The organism is Collinsella aerofaciens (genome assembly GCF_039752985.1).
Classification (GTDB): domain Bacteria; phylum Actinomycetota; class Coriobacteriia; order Coriobacteriales; family Coriobacteriaceae; genus Collinsella; species Collinsella aerofaciens_BT.
Genome location: NZ_JBDMHA010000033.1, coordinates 1 through 22,065, shown reverse-complemented (window position 1 = coordinate 22,065; position 22,065 = coordinate 1). Strand labels below are relative to the sequence as shown.

20 protein-coding genes are annotated in these 22,065 nt (G+C 58.2%); 4 read left to right on the top strand and 16 right to left on the bottom strand.

Annotated elements, in window-relative coordinates:
• The 7 genes from ABHR76_RS05845 to ileS form a co-directional block, all read right to left on the bottom strand.
• Positions 1-602 (bottom strand): AAA family ATPase (locus ABHR76_RS05845; RefSeq protein WP_346977051.1); only part of this gene is annotated, 602 nt, incomplete at its 3' end.
• A 60-nt stretch (positions 603-662) separates the two neighbouring features.
• The gene (locus ABHR76_RS05840) at positions 663-1,910 is read right to left on the bottom strand and encodes a deoxyguanosinetriphosphate triphosphohydrolase family protein (protein WP_346977050.1); all 1,248 of its coding nucleotides are present in this window, start codon (positions 1,908-1,910) and stop codon (positions 663-665) included.
• A gap of 31 nt (positions 1,911-1,941) precedes the next feature.
• Complete coding sequence (locus tag ABHR76_RS05835; protein ID WP_346977049.1) at positions 1,942-2,364, bottom strand: prepilin peptidase; 423 nt, start codon at positions 2,362-2,364, stop codon at positions 1,942-1,944.
• A gap of 80 nt (positions 2,365-2,444) precedes the next feature.
• Positions 2,445-3,740 carry a glycosyltransferase family 2 protein gene (locus tag ABHR76_RS05830; protein WP_346977048.1) on the bottom strand — a complete coding sequence of 432 codons (1,296 nt, stop codon included), beginning with the start codon at positions 3,738-3,740 and terminating at the stop codon, positions 2,445-2,447.
• An 82-nt stretch (positions 3,741-3,822) separates the two neighbouring features.
• A complete protein-coding gene (locus ABHR76_RS05825) occupies positions 3,823-4,836 on the bottom strand; it encodes an RluA family pseudouridine synthase (RefSeq protein ID WP_346977047.1) in 1,014 nt (337 codons plus the stop codon).
• Positions 4,836-5,435: a signal peptidase II gene (gene lspA, locus ABHR76_RS05820; RefSeq protein ID WP_346977046.1), complete on the bottom strand. Its 600-nt coding sequence runs from the start codon at positions 5,433-5,435 to the stop codon at positions 4,836-4,838. The genes ABHR76_RS05825 and lspA overlap by 1 nt, the downstream gene beginning before the upstream one ends.
• 222 nt (positions 5,436-5,657) lie before the next feature.
• Entirely contained in the window at positions 5,658-8,435 is a 2,778-nt protein-coding gene (gene ileS, locus ABHR76_RS05815) for an isoleucine--tRNA ligase (protein ID WP_416377928.1), read from the bottom strand.
• Positions 8,436-8,944: 509 nt separating this feature from the next.
• Here ileS and ABHR76_RS05810 point away from each other — a divergent pair.
• Both ABHR76_RS05810 and ABHR76_RS05805 read left to right on the top strand, forming a co-directional pair.
• Complete coding sequence (locus ABHR76_RS05810; protein WP_271747153.1) at positions 8,945-10,027, top strand: iron-containing alcohol dehydrogenase family protein; 1,083 nt, start codon at positions 8,945-8,947, stop codon at positions 10,025-10,027.
• Between the two features lie 540 nt (positions 10,028-10,567).
• Entirely contained in the window at positions 10,568-11,170 is a 603-nt protein-coding gene (locus tag ABHR76_RS05805; protein WP_346977045.1) for a Type 1 glutamine amidotransferase-like domain-containing protein, read from the top strand.
• A gap of 114 nt (positions 11,171-11,284) precedes the next feature.
• Here the strand turns inward: ABHR76_RS05805 and ABHR76_RS05800 are convergent, their stop codons facing one another.
• The 3 genes from ABHR76_RS05800 to ftsH form a co-directional block, all read right to left on the bottom strand.
• A complete protein-coding gene (locus tag ABHR76_RS05800; RefSeq protein ID WP_430392686.1) occupies positions 11,285-11,473 on the bottom strand; it encodes an IS3 family transposase in 189 nt (62 codons plus the stop codon).
• A 216-nt stretch (positions 11,474-11,689) separates the two neighbouring features.
• Positions 11,690-12,181 (bottom strand): 2-thiouracil desulfurase family protein, encoded by a 492-nt coding sequence (locus ABHR76_RS05795; protein ID WP_346977044.1) that lies wholly within the window; start codon positions 12,179-12,181, stop codon positions 11,690-11,692.
• Positions 12,182-12,263: 82 nt separating this feature from the next.
• Entirely contained in the window at positions 12,264-14,156 is a 1,893-nt protein-coding gene (gene ftsH / locus ABHR76_RS05790; RefSeq protein WP_346977043.1) for an ATP-dependent zinc metalloprotease FtsH, read from the bottom strand.
• Between the two features lie 92 nt (positions 14,157-14,248).
• Between ftsH and ABHR76_RS05785 the strand changes: the two genes are divergently transcribed.
• Positions 14,249-14,734 (top strand): cob(I)yrinic acid a,c-diamide adenosyltransferase, encoded by a 486-nt coding sequence (locus ABHR76_RS05785; RefSeq protein WP_346977042.1) that lies wholly within the window; start codon positions 14,249-14,251, stop codon positions 14,732-14,734.
• A gap of 87 nt (positions 14,735-14,821) precedes the next feature.
• Here the strand turns inward: ABHR76_RS05785 and ABHR76_RS05780 are convergent, their stop codons facing one another.
• From ABHR76_RS05780 to thyA, 5 genes are all read right to left on the bottom strand, one after another.
• Complete coding sequence (locus ABHR76_RS05780; protein WP_271747157.1) at positions 14,822-15,592, bottom strand: transposase; 771 nt, start codon at positions 15,590-15,592, stop codon at positions 14,822-14,824.
• A gap of 201 nt (positions 15,593-15,793) precedes the next feature.
• Entirely contained in the window at positions 15,794-17,143 is a 1,350-nt protein-coding gene (locus ABHR76_RS05775) for an MATE family efflux transporter (protein ID WP_346977041.1), read from the bottom strand.
• 126 nt (positions 17,144-17,269) lie between these two features.
• Entirely contained in the window at positions 17,270-18,184 is a 915-nt protein-coding gene (locus tag ABHR76_RS05770) for a TrmH family RNA methyltransferase (RefSeq protein ID WP_346977040.1), read from the bottom strand.
• A 109-nt stretch (positions 18,185-18,293) separates the two neighbouring features.
• Entirely contained in the window at positions 18,294-18,812 is a 519-nt protein-coding gene (locus ABHR76_RS05765) for a dihydrofolate reductase (protein WP_346977039.1), read from the bottom strand.
• A gap of 9 nt (positions 18,813-18,821) precedes the next feature.
• Positions 18,822-19,670 (bottom strand): thymidylate synthase, encoded by an 849-nt coding sequence (gene thyA / locus ABHR76_RS05760; RefSeq protein ID WP_346977038.1) that lies wholly within the window; start codon positions 19,668-19,670, stop codon positions 18,822-18,824.
• 166 nt (positions 19,671-19,836) lie between these two features.
• On the opposite strand from thyA, the gene ABHR76_RS05755 reads away from it, so the two are divergent.
• On the top strand, positions 19,837-20,601 hold the full coding sequence (locus tag ABHR76_RS05755; RefSeq protein ID WP_346977037.1) for a DUF134 domain-containing protein: 765 nt from the start codon (positions 19,837-19,839) through the stop codon (positions 20,599-20,601).
• Between the two features lie 115 nt (positions 20,602-20,716).
• Here ABHR76_RS05755 and ffh read toward each other — a convergent pair.
• Positions 20,717-22,065, bottom strand: a 1,349-nt coding sequence (ffh, locus tag ABHR76_RS05750) for a signal recognition particle protein (RefSeq protein ID WP_346977036.1), incomplete at its 5' end; no start/stop codon positions are given.

Genomic DNA, 22,065 nt, shown 5'->3' with positions numbered 1-22,065 from the left:
GTCTTAACCGTATCCTCATCGGCCGAGAACTTGCCGTTCAAACCCTGCGGCGCCTCGAGTGCACGCTCGATCAGTGTGGCGATATCCTCGTCTTTAAGATGCTCAAGCTCCACGACGCGACCGCGCGACAACAATGCCGAGTTGACCTCAAAGTACGGGTTCTCCGTCGTGGCGCCAATCATAATGACGGTACGGTTCTCAACCGCATGCAGCAAGGCATCCTGCTGCGACTTAGAGAAGCGATGAATCTCGTCGATGAAAAGAATGGTGCGACGGTCATAGGTATTCAGACGCGTCTTGGCCTCGTCAATCACGCGGCGCAAGTCCTTTACGGTGCCCGTCACAGCGCTGACCTCGACAAACTCACTCTTAGTATGGTTGGCGATAATGTGGGCCAGCGTCGTCTTGCCCGTACCGGCCGGCCCATACAGAATCACACTCGACAGCACGTCATGCTCAATCGCGGCACGCAACCATGAGCCCTTACCGACGGCCTTTTGCTGGCCCACGTACTCATCGAGTGAATTGGGTCGCATGCGCACCGCAAGCGGTGCATTCTGAAAGGAACGCTCGCGCGTCGAAGCAGAAAAAAGGTCGTCCATAGCCATCCCGTGCATCAATCAAAAACGTTTTCCACGAACAGTATACCGAAAATATACGAACTACCGTTCGTTAATATAGGTACGGTGCGGAAACTTCAATCCCGGGAACAACTTGCTCGTGAGCTCGCAAAAATAGCCATCCGTCATGCTCGCAATGTAATCCACCACGGCTTGGTCCTTATCGTCCTGCCATGCATAGGTACGGTCGTAATAGGAAAGCTGCTGCTCAATGCGCGAAATGTGGTGCTTAAATATATAGGAGGACTTGTCGCCTTCGTTTATATCCTGCAGGCAACGGTCATAGAGCTTTTCGAACGCCTCGCGCAGTTCCGCTTCGGAGTCGCCTTCGATGCCGCCCTTGCTATAGATCTTCTCGTAGTTCTCGCGCTTAGCGCGGCGGATTTCCTCGAACAAGTCCTCGCTCATCTCGATGCGCGGCTTGCCATAGCTATGCTCAACGATATCGATGGACGCATGCGTGAGGATCCAGCTGTTGTATGCTCCGCCCAGGCCGTCGTCAAAAGCATCGGGCGACAGCAGGCCAGCCGCAATGGCGTCTTGGCGATCGCGCCCCACGTAGGCAAGGATATCCGAGATGCGAACGACACAACCCTCGAGCGTCATGGGGCGCAGGTGCTCAATCGCGCTATAGCCCGTGGCGATGCAGTCCTCGACCGTCTGATCGAACTGGTCAAATGAGCTCATGCCCGAGAGCTCGAACACGCGTTGCTCGTACTCTCCGTTATGGCATAACACGCCATCGAGCGTCTGGAGCGACACGTTGCGGCCGTACAGCGCGTCGAGCACGCGGACCGACTGCACGTTATGGAAAAAGAAGCGACCCGTGCGCTCGTGGTAGATATCGTTGAGAAATCGCTCGCCGGCATGGCCAAAGGGCGTGTGACCCAAGTCGTGGCCTAAGCCAATTGCCTCGATCAGGTCGCAGTTGAGCCCCAAAGCACGTCCGATATCGCGAGCGATGCGTGAGACAAGCTGCACGTGCAGGCCGCGGCGCGACAGGTCGTCGTTGCTGCGGAAGCTGAAAACCTGCGTTTTGCCGGCGTATCGGGCGTACGCGGGCAGATGGAGAATCTTTTCAGCATCGCGCATAAAGGCCGGACGCATGAGCGTGCCCTCGTCTGCGGCCCGATCGACACGTCGGATGACCTGGTCGTCACCGCATCGATAGGGATTAACGACACCTGAGGCGCGGTCGGCGGCGATACGCTCGACCAGCTCGGGCGACAACGCCGCGGGAATGCGATCCATACGCGCCTTGATGGCGGCTGTCTGTTGATTGATTGCCATGGCATGCTCCTTAAAAAGGGCGCGCAAACGGTTACAGCGTACTACCCACGACCTCGATTATGGCAAATATCGGCACCAAAAACGGCAGCAATGGCAAGGAGCGCGATTTTGTGATGAGGCATGCGACAGCAAGTGCAAGGAGCGAGGTAGCAAACGCAACGATGCCACCCAAAGGGTCGAGGGTGCAAAGGGCAAAGAGCGCCTTGGCATCTCCCATGCCGATACCGGGGGCCTGACGAACACGACGCCAGAGGGACTCGGTCAACACGAGAGCCAAGTACACGATGACCGCGAGGTCGGCGTGGTCAAGTGCGGTGTTCAGGCCAAGATCAAGCCAGACGCCCGCAAATGCCGCCACGGCACAGGCAGCGGCGAGCGCGTTAGGAAACCGCCGCTCACGGGCATCGATGAGCGCACCGGCAAAGGCGCACAGCCAAAACGGGATATAGAACAACGAAACCCCCTCAACCTAGGGTTCAAACGAAAAAACCACCACAAAGGTGCCTGTCCCCTTTGTGGTGGTTTAGGTGGTGGCTATTTGGCACCCTGCATAACTTCGTCGAGGGTGACGCTTACGGCGTGCTGCGTCGGAACCCAGTCGACCTTGAGGAACAGCGCGGCCACCGTAATGGGGATATAGCTGAACATAAAGATCGGGAAGGTAAACAGGTTGGTCACCAAGCGCCACTTTTGCGCGCAGTGAATGTGCTTGTACTCAAAGATGGTTGTGAGTAGCGCCAGGATAAAGAACGTCTGATACAGCATCACGAAGGTCATGATAAGCGACGCGGCACAAGCCTGCATCTCGACCTCGGTGGCCAAAAAGCCGTGCGAAAGGCCACCCACGACGAGGAAGGTCACGTTAGCGAGCATGGAGATCAGGGACAGCAGCATGCCCGGGGCGATCGTCATAAACATGTCGTAGGCAGCAAAGCGATGATAGCGGAACGTCGACTTGACCAGGTGCTTACCGTAGGTAAAGAACACCTGGTAGAAGCCCTTGGTCCAACGCATGCGCTGTTTCCAGGACGCCTTAAACGTCACGGGCTGTTCGTCAAAGAACTCCGCCGGTGCGTAACCGATGCGAATGCCGTGAATGGCGCAGAACGTGGTGAACTGGATATCCTCGGTCAGCGTATGGAACTGCCAGCCGTGCATGCCCTCGATCACGCTGGCAGAAATGAGATAGCCCGAACCCGAGACAGCGCAGGACGTCTTGCAGATATTACGCGCGTTGTTGAGGAAGCGCGCCTCGCGCAGGTACCAAGTGGCATTAGCTGCCGAGATCCACGAGCTGCCGAAGTTCTTGGAATTGCGATAGCTCGTGACCACATGGAAGCCCTGGTCAAAGGCATCGTTCATCTTAGACACGTAATCGCGGGAGATAACGTTGTCGGCATCGAAGATAAAGTAACCCTCAAACGTGTCGGGATACTCGTTGAGAATGCGATCGAAACCAAAGTCCATGACCCAGCTCTTGCCCTTACGGGCCAGGTCATTGCGCTCATAAACAATAGCACCGGCCTCGCGCGCAAGCTGTGCCGTATTGTCGGTGCAAGCATCGGCGACCACGAAGACCTCAATGAGCTCGGACGGATAATCCTGGTCCTTGATGGAGCGTACGAGGTTGGCGATCACGGCTTCCTCGTTATGCGCCGCGATAAAGAAGGCATAGCGGTGGAGTTTTTTGGCCTTGGGAGGCGCGACCTCGCCACGAAGAGCACCGATGACAAAGAAGACCACCTGGTACAGAAAGCAGACCGTGAGCAGCGTGACGACAATCTGATTGAAGATCACGATGGGCGTGTTGGTTTGTAAAAAGGCGAGCATACAGGCTCCCGGGAACGCGTAACGTAGACAATCGTATATCTTACCGCAGGCTTACCGAGTTCAAGAAACCACCTAAAACTGACTAGGCTTCGAGCAAGCCGAGCTGAGGAACAATCTCGTCACCGGCGGCAGTGCGGCCAAGCGAGCGCGGGGCCAGGTCGTCAAGAACCGCAGCAAGATCCCAGGGCAGTTCGTCACGGCACTCGATGCGCTCCCCCGTTACCGGATGATCGAACGCCACGCGCCAGGAATGCAGGAATTGCCTGGTCAGACCCTGGTCGGCGCGCGCATCGCATTTGCCGTACAGCGGATCGCCCACGCAGGCGTGATTGATATGGCGCATATGAACGCGAATCTGGTGCGTGCGACCCGTAAACAAATGGCACTCGACGAGCGTATAGCCATCGTCAAAGCGCGTGGAATCGAAGCGCTCGAGCACCTTGAAGGTCGTAATGGCCTGGCGCGCGAAAGGATCGTCCGAAACTGCCATCTTGACGCGGTCACGCGTGGAACGAGCGATACCGGTGTTGATGGTGCCCTCATCCATGGCGATATGACCGTGGACAAGCGTGATGTAGCGACGGTCGAGCGTACGCGTGCGGATAAGGTTTTGAAGCGCACGCTGGGTGTCGTCGTCCTTGGCCGCGAGCATAAGACCAGAGGTATCGCGATCCAGGCGATGCACGATGCCGGGGCGGTCCTCGCCCTGCACGGTGCCCAGATGGTCGATACCGCAGTGATAGACCAGGGCGTTGGCAAGCGTGCCGCTCTCATGTCCATGGGCAGGATGGCACACCAAGCCACGCTGCTTGGAGAGCACGATGAGATAGTCGTCCTCATAGCGAATGTCGAGCGGGATGGCCTCGGGGATCACGTCGGTGGGATCGTGCGGCTCGGGCAGGTCGACCGAAATACGGTCGCCGGCACGCACGGCGTACTTTTTAGACAGGCAGGTCTCGCCGTTGATGGCGACGGAGCCGCCCTCAATCAGATGCGCACAGGCAGAGCGCGTGGGGCAGCCGTCGTTGGCGCCCAGATAGGCATCAAGCCGCTGACCAGCAGAATCGTCGGCAACAAGAATATGGATGTCGGCCATTAGCGCTCATTCCTTTCGCGAATCTTGCGGGCACGCTCCCCACGTTGCTGGGCCTTGCGCTTAGCGCGGGCTTCGTCACGGGCGTTGAGCTCGGCGGTCGCATCGACCTCGCGAGCGGCGGGACTCAAGAACATGTAACCAACGAGGGCGAGCACGACACCCACGGTAATACCGATGTCCGCAACATTAAAGACGGGGAAATCAATGAAGGTAGTGGCAATAAAATCAGTCACAAAGCCCATAGCTAAGCGATCGATCGCGTTGCCGATAGCACCGCCCGCAACCATCGCCATGCCCACGACCTCCAGGCGAGCGAGTTGGGGCGCGCGAACCAGGTACACGGCGATGGCGACAATAACCGCAAGCGCCAGTACGGCAAACGCTATGCCATGGCCCTCGCCCATGCTAAAGGCAGCACCGATGTTGCGCACGAAAAGGAAGTCGATCACACCGGGGATAACAGTCACATGCAGAGCATCGCCCACGACACGAACCGCAAGCTTGGTCAGCTGGTCAACAAGCAGCACGGCCAACGCCACGCCACCAGCAACACCCAACCGCCAACGCAAAGGCGGCGTCATATCCGCAGAACGACCCAAAGAAATCCCCTACCCTCAAGAACATCGAATTACGTTTAACGCAAGTAACCATCTTATATTGCCACACGCAGAGCGCACGACATATCCACCAACACAAGTGAAATAACCAGCTAAAAACGAAAGCGGCATTCCGAAAAACAGAATGCCGCTTATATTCAGCGGGGCAAATGGGCCGAAGGCGTCCAAATTCTCCCTATAACTAAAATGCCGAGTTACCGTGCCTTAAAGGGCATTCGCACACCTCTCGCAAATATGCGCGTGGCCGTTATACTCGCCGACGGTGGTGCGATAGTTCCAGCAACGGTCGCAGCACTCGCCCTCGGCAGCCTCAATGGCAACGGAGAGCTCCTCGCCCTGGGTCAGTTCAACATCGGAGACGATGTAGAACTCGGCCAGGTCGACGGCCTTGTCGCCGGTCAGCAGCGCATACATCTCGGCGGGAACGACCGCCTTGACGCGGACCTGCTGACTCTTGGTGAAGGTGCCGGCGGAGCGGGCATCCTCAAGGGCCTTGGTCACAGCGCTACGGAGCTCGAGAGAAGCCTCGAGCACACCCTCAAACTCATTGGCCTCGTCGACCGTGATGGGCGATTTGTACCAATCGAGCAGCGCGGCGTACTTCTGATGATCGACGCAGCCGGCGGGCGCATAGGCCATGGCCTCGTCGACCGTGTAGGACAGGATCGGCTGCAAGTCGCGCATGAGCATCGAGAAGAGCTCGGCCAGCACGGTCTGGGCGCTGCGGCGCTCGAGCGAGCCGGGCTTGTCGCAGTACAGACGGTCCTTCAGGGCATCGAGATACACATTGGAGAGCTCGGTAACCACGAAGTCGTAAAGCGCACGGTAGGCGCGCGGGAACTCGTAGCAAGAGTAGGCATCGTCGACCTCGGCCTGGACCTGGGTCAGGCGGGCAACCATAAGCTTGTCGAGCGGCAACAGGTCGGCAAAGGCAACGCCATCGGTCTCGGGCTCAAACTGACCCTCGAGCTCGGAGAGCAGGAAGCGCAACGTGTTACGGAAGCGACGGTAGGCATCGGACGTACGAGCGAGAATCTCGTGGTCGATGGAAACATCGGAGCTGGTGTCGACGGAGGCAACCCACAGGCGGATGATGTCGGCGCCCATCTCGTCGCAGACCTTATTAGGGTCGATGACGTTGCCGAGCGACTTGGACATCTTGCGGCCTTGGCCATCGAGCGTGAAGCCCTGCGAAACGACCGCCTTGTACGGAGCATGGCCGTTGGCACCCACCGAGGTAAGCAGCGAGCTCTGGAACCAACCACGGTGCTGGTCGGAGCCCTCGAGGTACACGTCCGCCGGGTACTCAAGCTCGGGGCGATACTCACAGACGGCCTTCCAGGAAACGCCGGAGTCCCACCACACGTCGAGGATGTCCTTATCGGCCTTGAGGTGATGGCCGCCGCACTTGGGGCAGACGCAAGCCTCGCCCAGGTAGCTCTCGGGAGCGTCGGTGAACCAGGCGTCGGAGCCCTTCTCGTGGAAGAGCTTGATAACGGCGTCGAGCGTGGCGTCGTTCATGACCTTCTCGCCGCAGTCGGCGCAGGTGTAGCTGGGGATAGGCACGCCCCAGTTGCGCTGACGGCTGATGCACCAGTCGGGACGCTGCTCGACCATGGCGCCAATGCGATTGGCCGCGTGGGCCGGATACCACTTGACGTTCTCGCGGACCTCTTTGCCAGCCTGCTCGCGCAAACCGGTCTTGTCCATCGAGACAAACCACTGGTCGGTAGCACGGAAGAGCACCGGGTGCTTGCAGCGCCAGCAGTGCGGATAGCTGTGCGTGATCTTCTTCTCGAGGACCAGGGTGCCGCGCTCGCGCAGGAACTCGATGATGTGCGGGTTGGCCTCATCGGTATCCATACCGCTGAAGGGACCACCGGTGCCAAACTCCTCACCGGTGTAGAACTTGCCGTCGTCATCGACCGGCATGCAAATGTCGGTGATGCCCTCCTTGAGGCAGGCAAAGTAGTCGTCGACGCCGTGGCCGGGCGAGTTGTGGACGATACCGGTACCGTCATCGACACCAACGTAATCGGCCAGCAGCGCCACGCCCTCAACGCCGTCAAAGATCGGCTGCTTGTAGTGGATGTGGTGGAAAGTCTCGGCGGGAACCACATAGGGCTTGCCGTCGACCATTACCGGAGTGTACTCCCAGCCAAACTCCTCGCAGCACTTGGGAGCCAGGTCCTCGAGCATGACCTCGGCACGACCATCGTGCTCAACGGCGACATAGGCGGCGCCGGGCTTGAGGGAAACGGCCTGGTCGGAGGGGATGGTCCACGGCGTAGTCGTCCAGATGATAAAGTCGACCGGGCCGTCGAAGTTCTCGAGGCCGGCGGGCTTGGAGGTCATCTCAAAGCGCACGAAGATGGAGGGGCTCGTCTCGTCAGAGTACTCGATCTCGGCCTCGGCCAGCGCGGTGTGGCAGTGCTTGCACCAGTGAACCGGCTTGTGGCCGCGATAGATCATGCCCTTATCGAACATGGCCTTAAAGACCTCGATGTCGGCGGCATCATGCTGGTGATAGAGCGTCAGATAGGGGTTGTCCCAGTCGCCGAGCACGCCCAGACGACGGAAACCGGCCTTCTGAAGCTCGATGTTCTCGACAGCGAACTCGTTGCAGAGCTCACGGATCTTGGCCGTGGGGGTCTGGTTGAACTTCTCGGTGCCGAGCTTCTCCTCGACCTTATGCTCGATCGGCTGGCCGTGGCAGTCCCAGCCGGGGACATAGGGAACCTCATAGCCCTGCATCATCCAGTAACGGTTGATCATGTCCTTGGAGATCTTGTTCATGGCGTGGCCGATGTGGATCGGACCGTTGGCGTACGGAGGGCCGTCGTGCAGCACGAACTTCTTGTGACCCTCGTTCTTCTTCAGAACCTGCTCGTAGACCTTGTTGTCCTGCCAGTCCTTGAGTCGCTTGGGCTCGGACTTGGAAAGACCGGCACGCATGGGAAATCCGGTTTTGGGCAGATTCATCGTCTGCTTGTACTCGTTTGCCACGGTACCCCTTTCATGTCGTGGGCGCGCACGCCCGTAGGGCACCAAAAAGCGCCCGTCCCTACAAGCTGGGACGAAGCGCCACAAAACGGGCCGTACGCCCGCAAAAGCTCTTCGCTTAACCACCCAGCTTAGATGCCCTCGCCCGCGTCGCCGCGCGCTCGCATCCGTTACTCGGCTGATCTGTATCGACGACCATCTCGGCGATATCTACTAAGACGTGCCTGTGCGGCGCGTCCGTTGGGACCGCAGCTCCGGGGTGATTTTCATCGGTCGCATGCACGGGTTCTCAGCGCTCCCCGCTCTCTGTAGCATGCGGACGGCCGACTACTCGTCCCCATCAACGCTCATGCGTTGTATGCTAGCACGTTCCGCGCCGGCGAAAAACCCTCAACACTGGTTTTATACGTTCGAAATTTCTCGCGGCTGTGGACCTTCTCTTGGAGCAAAATACCTGAAAGCACTTTATCGAACGAAAGAAGGTTGCTATGCGCACGATTGGAATGAGCGACTACACCGTTGGCGAGGATTGCTTTGACGAGCTGCCCGGCGCGCTGGCCGAGTACGGCGCGAAGAAGGTCGCGATCATCGGTGGCAAGCGGGCACTGGCCGCAGCACTTCCCGGTATCGAAGCTGCGCTGGCGGGTACCGACGTCGAAATTCTGGAGACGCGCGTCTACGGCACCAACAGTACGCGCGCAAATATCGCCAAGGTCGTAAACTCCCCTGCCTGCCAGGAAGCCGACGTGCTTATCGCATGCGGCGGCGGCAAGGCGCTCGACACCGTGAAGACCGCAGCTATCGAGCTCAAGAAGATCGTCTTTACGGTGCCGACGATCTGCTCCAACTGCTCGGCCGCGACCGCCATTGCCGTCGTGTATAACGACGACGGCTCGCTCGAGGGCTATTCGTACCCCAACAGACCGGCGCACATCTTCATCAACCCCAAGATCATCGCCGAGGCACCGGCAGAGTACTTCTGGGCCGGCGTGGGCGATGCCCTGTCTAAACAGCCCGAGGTCGAGTACGCCACGAGCGCCGGCAACCTGGAGCACACCGCCGGTCTTGGCCTGGCGCTCGCCCACACCTGTTCCGAGCCACTGTTTACCTATGGCGTCCAGGGTCTTGAGGACGTGCGCCAGAACCTGTCGAGCGAGGCCGTCAAGCAGATTGCGCTCGACATCGTGGTCAACACGGGCTACGTCTCCAACCTGACCAACCAGAACGATTACTACTACAACTCGAGCGTGGCGCACGCATTCTACAACGCCACCTGCAGTATTCCGCGTGAGGGATCCTACCTGCACGGTGAGGTCGTGAGCCTGGGCGTGCTGGTGCTGTTCGCCTACACGGGCGATACCGAGAACCTTGAGCGCTACGCCGCCTTTAACAAGCAGATGGGGCTGCCCGTGACGCTTGAGCAGGTCGGGCTTTCCGAGGCCGACATCCCTGCCCTGTGCGAGCACGCGCACGCCACCAACGAGTGGAAGCAAGGCAACCCGGAGCCCTTCACCGACGAAAAATTCGCCGCCGCCATCAAGGCCGCCAACGCCTACGGCCACACGCTCTAGGCCTAGCCCAAAACCACCACAAGGGAGCAGCACCCTAAACCACCACAAAGGGGACAGGCACCTTTGTGGTGGTTTTTTATTGCTCCACCATTCAGTTCGTACTCGAACCCGATTCTTTACGAGAAAGGGTTCGGGTACGTTTTTTGTTTATCGGAAATTCTGCGGAAGCACTACTCGGAACGGTAAACAGGAACGAACAAAAGGCGGGATATCATCGTGGTGATGGTATCCTGCCTTTTGTTTTGCGGGATCAAGGTCGCTTTGTGCGAACTTGATTGCCACTTATATGGCGCATTAATGGCAATTGCTGCGAACGTGCGCACCGGGAGCCTGTACACCTCTGGCAAGGCGTAACACACTAGACTTTGTTCCAGAGTCCGTGTGCTAAGGGGGCAGGGCCCTTAGAATTCCTGTGGAGTGTGTACGCACGTACGCAGGAAAACAGCAAATTACTCTATATAAGGGCGTTCTTTCATTGGAGAGTATGGTAAACACGGCTTAGTTCAACAAATAAGAATTTATATATAAAGGAGAATACTGATGAAACTGTTTTTATGTTCGCACTTTTCAAGTGTAGGAAGTCTGATAAAGGAAGAAATTGAAAATAAAAAAGTCGCATTTATCCCAACAGCCTCGCTGCGTGAAGGCTACACCGGTTATGTCGGCTCGGCTCGAAAATTATTCAAAAAGTTGGGAGCAATCGTAACTGAAATTGATATTTCAACGGAGGCTTATCCAACGATAAAGTCTCTTTTTGAAGATGCGGATGTGATCTATTTTACCGGCGGTAATTCTTTTTTCCTTATAGACCAGCTCCGTAAAACGGGAACGGATGAGCTGTTGAAGAAAGAATTGGCAAAGGGAAAACTGATGATTGGTGAATCGGCAGGTGCGATTGTATGCGCTCCAAGCATCCAATATATCGAGCAAATGGATGAAAAGCCGGAGGACTACTCACAAGAAGATGATGCAGGGCTTAATTTGATTGATTTCTATGTTCTTCCGCATTTTCTTACAGCACCATTTAAGAAAGTTACCGAGAAAATAATGACAGAGTTTTCGGATTTGAATCTATGCCCAATTAACAATCGTCAGGGAATTGTAATTGATGGTGAAGGTTCAAAGGTTATTTGCAAAGACTAATTTAAAATTCCAGTTTGCTGCACTCGTTCCTAGCAGGGTTTGGGGCAGGCACGCCCCAACAAGAAGCCGCCCCAAAGGGGCAAGAATGGGGACTGCGGACGATTTCTTGGACCGTTACGCGGCCCTTCCCAGCGCAGAGCGGAACTCGGCCGGCGTGCGGCCACCGAGCGCATCGCTGCGCCTCTCCGTATTGTATCGGCCGATCCAGCCCCCGAGCTCCTCGATGAAGCGGGCGGGGGTCCAGTCCGGCCAGTCCCTGCCGTGCCAGAACTCCTTCTTGAGCAGGCCGAAGAAGCCCTCCATCGCCGCGTTGTCCGGGCCGCAGCCCTTGGTGGACTGGATTGGCTACACTGATGTGGACAGTTCCGGGAGGGGCGCAAGAGACGAGAGGGCCGTGTACGCGTTCCTGCGCGAGGGCCGCGGGGAGGGGCTGCCTGGATACGGCGCCTGTCAACTCGGTCTACGTCTTTGATGACCGGGTCGTACTCAATATCAACTTCACGGATGATGCCAAAACGGTCACCCGTGAGGAAGTGTTGGGTTCGAGTGCTGTGGACAATGTTCCAGTATGCTGGGGTCGAACTCGCTAGCCGGGATCACGCGATAACCGTGGCGGAGCAGTAAATCAACGAAGACGCCATTGCCCGCCGTGAGGGTACCGCTGAATGTTCCGTCGTAGATGCGGCCCGCGCCGCACGAGGGACTACGGTCCTGCAGGATACACGCGGCGATCTCTTCCGGCCCGCCCGCTTGCTCGCACATGTCGAGCGCTTGTTGGGCACCCAGGCGAAACTCACGATCGACCGACAAACCCTCACAGGTGCGGACCTCGCCGTTCACGATCTCGGAGGGGTCGCGCGGTGTGGGCAAGCCGCCAAAAACCTCGGGGCACACCAAGAGGACCTCGGTCCCCGTAAGCTCGCAAGCCTCAACCAGCTCGCGATGGTAATTGTCGAGCCCGTTATACTTGCAGCTCTCGCCCATTAAACAGGCGCTCACCACAATCTTCATATACATCCCTCCTTAGCAAAAACGCCCCATTTGAGACTTGCACTCAAATGGGGCGTCGATATTTACTGTCCCAAACGCAACGTTACTGCTGCTTGGGCATCAGTGGATTCTCGCGCGTGAGGAGGTTCATGAACTCCTCGCCCGTGATCGTCTCCTTCTTGTAAAGATAACGAGCCAGCTCGTGGAGCTTAAACTTGTTCTCCTTCAGGATCTGCAGAGCGCGATCATGCGCGTCCTCGATCAGCTTGGCGACAATCGCGTCCACGCGCTCGGCCGTGCCGGGGGCGCAGGTGAGCGACGTGTCCTGGTTAAGGTACGCATTCTGAACGGTACCGAGCGCCATCATGCCAAACTCGTCGGACATACCAAAGCGCGTCACCATGTTGCGGGCGAGCTTGGTAGCCTGCTCGATATCGTTGGCGGCGCCGGTCGTCATCTCGCCAAAGATGAGCTCCTCGGCCGCGCGACCACCGCAGTAGACGGCGAGCTTGTCCAGAACCTCCTGGCGCGTCGTCAGGAAGCGCTCGTCCTCCTCGACCTGCATGGTGTAGCCCAGAGCGCCACTCGTGCGCGGCACGATGGTGATCTTGGTGACCGGAGCGGAGCCCTTCTGACGGGCGGCAACGATGGCATGGCCGATCTCGTGGTAGGACACAACCTGCTTCTCGTGATCGGACAGCACCGTCGACTTACGCTGCTGGCCGGCGATGACAACCTCCACCGACTCCTCAAAATCATCCTGGGTGGCGCGTTTGCGACCCTCGCGGACGGCGCGCAGGGCACCCTCGTTGATGATGTTTGCCAAGTCGGCACCCGAGGCACCGGGCGTGGCGCGGGCAATCGCAGTCAGGTCGATCGGCGGCTGCGTCTTCACGCTCTTGGCATGCAGCTCAAGGATGTTCTTGCGGCCGGTCAGGTCGGGCAGCTCAACGGGGATGCGGCGATCAAAACGACCGGGGCGCAGCAGAGCGGGATCGAGGCTGTCGGGACGGTTGGTGGCAGCGAGGACGACGATACCCTTGTGGTTATCGAAGCCGTCCATCTCGGTCAGCAGCTGGTTGAGCGTCTGCTCGCGCTCGTCGTTGCCGCTAAAGCCGCCGCCGTCACGCTTCTTACCGATCGTATCGATCTCGTCGATAAATACGATACACGGGGCCTTTTCCTTGGCCTGCTTAAACAGGTCGCGAACCTTAGCGGCACCACGGCCGACGAACATCTCGACAAACTCAGAGCCCGAAATGCTAAAGAACGGCACGCCCGCCTCGCCGGCAACGGCTTTGGCAAGCAGGGTCTTACCGGTACCCGGAGGGCCAACAAGAAGAGCACCGCGCGGCAGCTTGGCGCCGATTTCCTCGTAGCGCTGCGGTTTCTCCAGAAAGTCGACGACCTCTTTGAGAGACTCCTTGGCCTCTTCCTGGCCAGCGACGTCCTTAAAGGTCACGCCCACATCCTTGGAAGCAATCACGCGAGCACCGGACTTGCCCAGTCCGCCGCCGCCAAAACCGCCGCCACCAAAGTTCATCGACGGGCCGTCATCGCCCATGGCCTTCTTCATGCGGCGATTGAGCCACCAGCCGATGAGGAAGAAAATCGCCATGGGAAGAATGAACGTGAGCAGGTAGTAGGTCATCAGACCCGAATTCTTATCGGGAATGACCGACTCAAGCGAGGCGCCAGATTCAAGCACGCGATCGGTAAAACCCGCATCATTCGGCACACCGGTCGTCTTGTAGGCGATGTTCTCGTCCTCGCCCTTCTTGGTGTAATAAATCGTGTAATCGTCCGTGTTGTACTCGACCTTGTCGACGCTCTTCTTATCGAGCGCTTTGACAAACGTCGAGTAATCGGTCTTCGTAATCTGCTGCGTGTGACCGATGTTGGGGAACAGAACGGTCGAGAGCACGAGGTAGACGACGAAGGCGATGAGCACATAGAGGATCATATTCCGTCTACGTTTGTTGTCATCCATCTCCATCTGCTTGAACTCCATCTACTGGGGTTGATAATGCTATCTAGAATACCCAACCCGGACGGCGATAAACCGATGCCGGGCACGAAAGGACAGAGATGGCATCACTGGAAGTCGGCAAGGTTCAAATCTATACAGGCGACGGCAAGGGCAAAACGACGGCTGCGTTGGGGCTCGCCTTGCGCGCGACGGGCTATGGGCTCGACGTGCTTATGCTGCAGTTTGCCAAGAAACTGCACTGCGCCGAGCATGATGCCGCGCCGCGCCTGGGGCTGCGTATTGTGCAGGCCGATCGCGACACGCCCGAGGCTTGCGCCGCACAGATCATGGAGCTCGCACGCGAGCAGATATCACAGGTCGACGTTCTGATTTTGGACGAACTCGGCGAGGCCATGCGCCGCGGCTTTGTGACGCGCGAGGATGTGGAGGGGCTGATCGCGCTGAAGCCCGCCACCACAGAGCTCGTGCTCACCGGCCGCGGCTTGCTACCCCTCGCCGACCTTGCCGACCTAGTAACCGAAATGCGCCCCGTCAAACACTACTTCGACGAAGGCCTCCTAGCCCGCCAAGGCATCGAATACTAATCCGGCACTTGGGTAGCCATTGGGGACGTTCTTAAATGACTAGTCGCTGGGGACACTCTTTCTTGGGAAAAGGGCAAAATCCCGGCCCTAAAATTCACGCCAACCCGACGTGCCATTCGCAACCGTTGCGCGGCCAAGACCAACCGCCCTAACAATTTGATTAACCGTAAGACCTGATTTCCGCATTTTGCAAAGAATCGGTCTGCGCTCGGCTGGAGTCATCGCCTTAATGTCGGAAAGAGAAACAGGCAAAGCAATCTCCTTCGCGATTTTGAGCACCTCATCATCGAGAACACGAGGACGGGGCTCGGCATCATAAGGTGCGCTCTCTAGTCGCTCATCAAGATAATGCCGATACTCCAGCGAACCGCCCACGAGTTCCAACACTATACCTGGATCGCAAAACCCAAACCCGTCATAACCATACGCATATGCTCGATAGCTAGACCAGCGATATCTATCGACAGCGGAAACACCCGCCTTAACTGGGTTCATATGGATGTAGTCAGCGAGCGCAATTGCCTGAATATCATTCTCAACTGGAATGTTCTTAAACCGATCCTGAAACAAATGACCAACACGGTCAGTTTTGCGATTGAAATACTTAGCATATGAGGTAAGGATGCCGCTCATGCAAGATGAGATTCTTCCGTTAGGGTCATCAACCATGAGATGAAAATGGTTCGACATGAGGCACCACGCCGTAACGCCAACACCATTGCCAACGAGTTTGCCCTCGAACAACGTGAGCATCCGATATCGATCCTCGTCGTCTTCAAAGATGCAAATGCCGCCATTTCCACGCGCGATAATGTGGTTATAGCCCGTCAACGAAACGACTCGACCCGTTCTTGGCATATCGCCCTCCCATCAAAAACCCACCGGGCAACATCTGATAGGCGCGGACGATCTAATTTGCTGAGCCCGTTCTGCCAGTTTACAAGGGTGTGCAAGACAAACTGGATGAAAACCCGAAATTCGTGTCGCAAAGAGTGTCCCAAACGACTAGTCATTTAAGAACGTCCCCAACGACTAGTCGTTTAAGAACGTCCCTAATGGCTAGGCGGTGGCGCGGCCTAGCCAGTTGCCGCTGTGGTGGTAGATGGTGAACATCGTGGCCGTGATGAGCCAGGTTACGGGGTAAACCAGCAGCAGGTGCTCAAGCGACGGATCGAACGGCATAATCGCAAACACCCAGATCACCCTGAGCACGACGGTGCCAAAAATCGTGAGCAACATGGGCTGCAAGCTCACACCGGCACCGCGAATGGAGCCCGACGCGTTTTCGATAATCGAGAAGATCGCGTAGAACGGCGCGATGAAATGAAGAATCGTCGTGGTGTACGACGATATCGAAGCATCGTCGACAAACAGACGCGACAACGGACCCGAGAACACCAGCAGCATGGCAGACAGGCCACCAATGAGCATAAACGACAGCACGAGCGACGTATGGTAGCCCTTGCGCATGCGCTCGTAGTTGCGCGCGCCAAAGTTCTGTGCGGAGAACGTGGTGATCGACACGCCGAGCGCCTCGGTAACCATCCAGACAATGCCATCCAAACGGCCCGAAAGACCCCACGCCGTGGTGACATCGGCACCAAACGAGTTGACCGACACCTGAATCAAAACGTTGGAAATCGAATACGCAGCAGACTGAAAGCCAAGCGGCAGACCACACGAGATCATGCTCTTACAAATGCCAGGATCAATGCCGAGTTTGGACAGCGAAAGCCGCCACGCCCCCGGTGCGTGCATCATGCGAATTACGATCATCGTGGCGTTGGAGCAAATGGTCAGCGCCACCGCGATGCCGCAGCCCAGAGCCTCCATATGAAGCACGGCAACGAAGATGACATCCAGCACCGCATTAACAAGACAGCCGGAAGCGATGATCACGGCAGGCCCGCGCGTATCGCCCACGGCACGCAGCAGCGCGGTCCCCATATTGAGCAGCAGCGCCGCAACCATGGCGGCAAAGTAGCAACGAGCATAGGCAACGCCCTCGGCCAAAAGTTCATGCGGCGTATTCATCAAAACGAGCATGGGCTCAACGAACACTATGCCAAGAATCGAGAAGACGATACCGCCCACCAGCGCGAGCGTCATGGCCGTGTGGACCGAACGACTCAGTCGCTCATCATCGTGCTGGCCAAAAAACTGACCGGTAATGACCGCGCAGCCGGCGCCGACGCCAACGCAAAAGCCAATGCAGAGCTCGGTAAGCACCATCGTGGCTTGAATGCCACCCAATGCGAGCTTGCCACCAAACTGGCCGACGATAAACGTACCGATAAGCGTGTAAGCCTGTTGAAAAAACGAACTAAAGAAGATAGGGACGCACAGCGACAGTAGCTGTTGCCAAATGACACCCTGCGTTACATCGATAGCCGTAGATTTCTTAGCCACACGCCCTCCCCCGCCAACGTATGTTAAACAACAAAACGGCAATTTAAGACCAAAGCCAATACCAGCTTAGCACCGACTGGCGTCGACCGAAACACCCCGAATCAGAGCCAGGTGCGAAATATCTGCCTAGTGATACAAACCAGGCTGGTAGTGATACTCATTGCTCACGTGCGGGCACAGCTGCCAAAAGGCGACGGCGCTCGCCGCGGCAACGTTGAGTGAATCGACCCCGTGCGCCATCGGAATGCGCACGGCTCGGTCGCAGCCGGCAATGGTCTTGGCACCCAAGCCGGCACCCTCGGTACCCATAAAGATCGCTAGGCGGTCTATCTCCTGCAACACGGGATCGTCCAGCGACACCGAATCGTCCGTCAGCGCCATCGCAGCGCACGAAAAACCGGCATGATGCAGCGACGCCAACCCGTCATGCGGCCACACGCGCGCCTCACTGCCAATACGCGTCCACGGCACCTGAAACACGGTGCCCATGCTCACGCGAGCCGAGCGACGATACAGTGGATCGCAGCACGTAGGGCTCACCAGAATGCCGTCGACATTGAGCGCGGCAGCCGAGCGGAAAATCGCACCGACGTTCGTGTGGTCGACAATACCCTCGAGCACGCATACGCGCACCGGGCGCTCCCCTGCCGCCTCAACGACGCCGTCCAAGAACTCATCAACCGGAATCTGACGCGGGCGACGGAACGCCGCCAGCGCGCCGCGCGTCACGTTAAAGCCCGTTAGCTGCTCCATGAGTTCCATGGAGGCCACGAACACAGGAACCGGACCCGCGCCCTCGCGCACGACCAGGCGCTCGAACAACGGCATCATTTGGTCGAGCCAGCGTTCACCCAAAAGGAAGCTCACCGGCTGGTATCCGGCACGCACCGCGCGCTCGATAACCTTGGCGCTCTCGGCGATAAAGATGCCCTTTTGCGGCTCCAACACGCAGCGCAGCTCGCGCTCGGTCAGTCGCACGAAGGCATCGAGCCGCTCGTCCTCGAGCGAATCAATTCGCAGAACCTCAACGGCATCAGTCATAGCAGCCAGCCCACACCCTTCTGTACAGCACATCTATACCAAACGAGGCGACGCTAAGCGCCGCCCCATGCATTCAATCAACCCGATGATACCGTTCACGCCAGGCTGTTTACGCCTCAACGCGACGATACGTCACGAACTCATAATCGACACCCTCGTCGCCCTCGCCCAAGGCAATCGTGGCAACACCGCCACGCCACGCAATCTCCCACGCGGAATCGGCGTCCAAGTCGGGAAAGTACGTGTCCACGGCATGGGTGCAATGGTCGTGCGTGACCTCGGCCTCGGCGCAATACGGCAAAAACTGCCGATACACCTCGCCGCCACCGATCACCCAGGCAACAGGCTCATCGGCTACCGCGGCGAGCGCCTCGTCGATACTATGCACCACGTCGACGCCCTCGAGGGCAAAGCTCTCGTCGCGCGTAAGCACGATATTGCGGCGGTTCTTAAGCGGACGCCCGCCGGGAAAACTCAGCAGCGTCTTGCGACCCATAATGACCGGACACCCCTTGGTGCACGCCACAAAATGGCGCATATCGGCGCGATTGGAGACGACCATGTCGCCCTCGCACCCAATGCCCCAATCATCGCACACGGCGACGATGGCAGAAAGCTTACACATCATGAGCGCCACCTACACCGCAATAGGAATGTTCTTGACCTGCGGGCCGTGCTCGTAGCCCTCAACGATCAGGTCATCGGTCGTAAACGCGTAGAACTCATGCACGTCGGGGTTCAATGAAACCTTGGGAGCCGCAAACTGCGGACGCTCGATAAGCTCGCGGACGATATCGACATGACGGTCGTAGATATGGGCGTCGGCGATCACATGCAGCAGCTCGCCGGGAATCATATCGACGGACTGTGCGACCATCATCAGCAAAATGGCATACTGGCACACGTTCCAGTTGTTCGCGGCCAAAATGTCCTGACTGCGCTGGTTAAGAATCATGTTGAGCGTCGGTTTGTCATCCTGCGGGCGCTGCGTCACGTTATATGTCACGCTGTAGGCGCACGGATACAGATGCATCTCGGACAGATCGCTGAACACATAGGTGTTTGTCATAATGCGGCGGCTGTACGGCGTGTGCTTAAGGTCGTACAGCACGCGGTCCATCTGGTCAAAGTCACCCTCGGCATAATGGCTCTTCTGCCCAATCTGATACCCGTAGGCCTTGCCGATGGAGCCGGTCTCGTCGGCCCACTCATCCCAAATATGGCTGTTGAGGTCATGTACGTTATTGGACTTCTTTTGATAGATCCACAGGATCTCGTCCATAGCAGATTTGAGGGCCGTACGACGCAGGGTGAGCGCGGGGAACTCCTCACGCAGGTCGTAGCGTGCCGTGACGCCAAAGTTTTTAATGGTATAGGCAGGGGTGCCGTCCTCCCACACCGGGCGGACCTTTTGGCCCTCGGTGGTGGTGCCATGGTCCAAGATATCGCGGCACATGGTTACAAACTGTTGATCAGCCTTGCTCATTGACCCTCCTGTCAGTCGCCTATAAGCGAGATTTATTGTAGCCCAGGCATACTCGACCCCACAACCCTAACATAAGCCGTCATTTTCTGACATATGCCAGAAATCTCTTGCGCTTAACGACCAACGAGCTATTCTATTGTTGACATATGTCAGATTTGGAGGGTGCATGGCAGGAAGACGCGAAAAATTGCGCCGCGTCGGGATCATCCCCGAATATCGCGGCTTTACCCCTGACGGTCTTGCCAGCGGAGACGCCATCGAGATGACGGTCGACGAGCTCGAAGTCCTGCGCCTGTGCGACCTGGAAGGCCTCAATCAGGAGGAAGTCGCCCAGCGCATGGGCATTGCCCGCGCCACGGTGGCGGCAATCTGCAGCCGCGCGCATCGCAAGGTGGCAAACGCGCTGGTCAATGGACGAGCGATCGTCATCGAAGGCGGCAACATCGCGTACTCCCCCATCACCACGACAACGGCCGCATGGCCAGCAAAGGAGGTCGACGCCATGAGGGTGGCAACGACGTACGACAACGGCAACATCTTTATGCACTTTGGCCGCAGCGAGCAGTTCAAGATCTATGACATCCAGGATGGCAAGGTGCTCAACGAGCAGGTCGTAGGCACCGGTGGCACCGGCCACGGCGCCTTGGCGGGCCTGCTCGCCAACGGTGGTGTGGACACGCTCATCTGCGGCGGCATCGGAGGCGGCGCCATCAATGCGCTCGCACACGCCGGCATCACCGTCTATGCAGGAGCCCAAGGCAACTGCGATGCTTGCGTCGAAGCCCTCATCGCGGGCACGCTCGCGCAGACCGGCGAAGCCAACTGCGACTGCCACGGACACGACCACGAACACACCCACGAGCATGGCGAATCCTGCGGTTGCCATGGCCATCACGACCACGAAGGCCACGAGGGCTGCGGCTGCCACTAACGGCAAGCGCCTCGGTGCCGACACACGCCACGCACACAACAAACTACGCAACAACGGCGAAGGCCGCCTGGAACACCATCCAGGCGGCCTTCGCCATACACGACTCAACTGGTCGTTACTTCTTATTGCGCATCTGCGCTTCCATCTGGCGCAGCAGGTCCATATCGGACTTGGGGCCGCCCGTTCCTAGGCCACCCATACCGCCCAGGCCCATGGCATCCAGACCGGGAATATTGGGCATGCGCATCTTTTTGCCCTTTTTGCCCTTCTTACCCTTCTTGCCGCCGGCCTGCGCCTGATTGGCCATTGTGCGCATGCGGCCCATCATCTTATTCATCTCGCCCCACTGCTTCATAAGGCTGTTGACCTCGGTGGGGGTCACGCCGGCGCCCTTGGCGATGCGGGCGCGACGCTGGCCGTTGATAATGGAAGGACGCAGGCGCTCCTCCTTGGTCATCGACATGATGATGGCCTCGTTCTTGTCGAAGATGCCCTCGTCCAGGTTGCCGCCCATCTGGTTGAGCGCACGCTGGCCGCCGGGGAGCATGCCCAGGATGCCCTTCATGCCGCCCATCTTCTTGACGGCCTTCATCTGCTCGAGCATGTCGTTCATGGTGAAGCCCTCACGCAGCATGCGCTCGGCAGCCTCGAGCTGCTTGGCGTCAGCCGCCTCCTGGGCCTTCTCGATGATGCCGACGACGTCGCCCATGCCCAAGATGCGCTTGGCCATGCGGTCGGGGTAGAACGGCTCCAGCGAATCGGGCTTCTCGCCCATGCTCACAAACTTGATGGGCTTGCCGGTCACCTGGCGCACCGAAAGCGCGCCGCCGCCACGGGCGTCACCATCGAGCTTGGAGATGATCACGCCGTCAAAGTCGGTGCGCTCGGCAAACGTCGAGACGACGTTGACGATATCCTGGCCAGTCATGGCATCGACGACCATCAGCACCTGATCGGGCTTGACGGCCTTCTTGATATCCACGGCCTCCTGCATCATCTGCTCGTCGATCTGCAGGCGACCGGCGGTATCGACGATGACCACGTCGCGCAGGTGGTCGACGGCCTCCTGGATGGCGCCCTTGGCGATATCGACCGGGTGCGCGCCGTCACCGCGGAAGACCGGCACGCCGATCTCGCCGCCGAGCGTTGCCAGCTGGTCGGCAGCGGCGGGGCGGTAGACGTCGCACGCGGCGAGCAGCGGCGAGCGACCCTGCTTCTTGAGCAGGTAGGCCAGCTTTACGGCTGCCGTAGTCTTACCGGAGCCCTGCAGGCCCACGAGCATGATGACGTTGGGGATGCGGTTGCTAAAGACGAGCTTGCTCTCGGTGGAACCGAGCATCTCGGTGAGCTCGTCGAGCACGATCTTGACGACGTTTTGCGCCGGCGACAGCGACTCCATGACCTCGGCGGTCATGCAGCGCTCCTTGGTCTTGGCGACAAACTCCTTAACGACCTTGAAGTTGA

Coding starts and splice junctions, on each gene's coding strand:
- ABHR76_RS05840 (WP_346977050.1), bottom strand. CDS start 1,910: ATGGCAATCAATCAACAGACAGCCGCCATCAAGGCGCGTATGGATCGC.
- ABHR76_RS05830 (WP_346977048.1), bottom strand. CDS start 3,740: ATGCTCGCCTTTTTACAAACCAACACGCCCATCGTGATCTTCAATCAG.
- ABHR76_RS05825 (WP_346977047.1), bottom strand. CDS start 4,836: ATGGCCGACATCCATATTCTTGTTGCCGACGATTCTGCTGGTCAGCGG.
- ileS (WP_416377928.1), bottom strand. CDS start 8,435: ATGAATCTGCCCAAAACCGGATTTCCCATGCGTGCCGGTCTTTCCAAG.
- ABHR76_RS05810 (WP_271747153.1), top strand. CDS start 8,945: ATGCGCACGATTGGAATGAGCGACTACACCGTTGGCGAGGATTGCTTT.
- ABHR76_RS05805 (WP_346977045.1), top strand. CDS start 10,568: ATGAAACTGTTTTTATGTTCGCACTTTTCAAGTGTAGGAAGTCTGATA.
- ABHR76_RS05800 (WP_430392686.1), bottom strand. CDS start 11,473: ATGGAGGGCTTCTTCGGCCTGCTCAAGAAGGAGTTCTGGCACGGCAGG.
- ABHR76_RS05795 (WP_346977044.1), bottom strand. CDS start 12,181: ATGAAGATTGTGGTGAGCGCCTGTTTAATGGGCGAGAGCTGCAAGTAT.
- ftsH (WP_346977043.1), bottom strand. CDS start 14,156: ATGGAGATGGATGACAACAAACGTAGACGGAATATGATCCTCTATGTG.
- ABHR76_RS05785 (WP_346977042.1), top strand. CDS start 14,249: ATGGCATCACTGGAAGTCGGCAAGGTTCAAATCTATACAGGCGACGGC.
- ABHR76_RS05780 (WP_271747157.1), bottom strand. CDS start 15,592: ATGCCAAGAACGGGTCGAGTCGTTTCGTTGACGGGCTATAACCACATT.
- ABHR76_RS05770 (WP_346977040.1), bottom strand. CDS start 18,184: ATGACTGATGCCGTTGAGGTTCTGCGAATTGATTCGCTCGAGGACGAG.
- ABHR76_RS05765 (WP_346977039.1), bottom strand. CDS start 18,812: ATGATGTGTAAGCTTTCTGCCATCGTCGCCGTGTGCGATGATTGGGGC.
- thyA (WP_346977038.1), bottom strand. CDS start 19,670: ATGAGCAAGGCTGATCAACAGTTTGTAACCATGTGCCGCGATATCTTG.
- ABHR76_RS05755 (WP_346977037.1), top strand. CDS start 19,837: ATGGCAGGAAGACGCGAAAAATTGCGCCGCGTCGGGATCATCCCCGAA.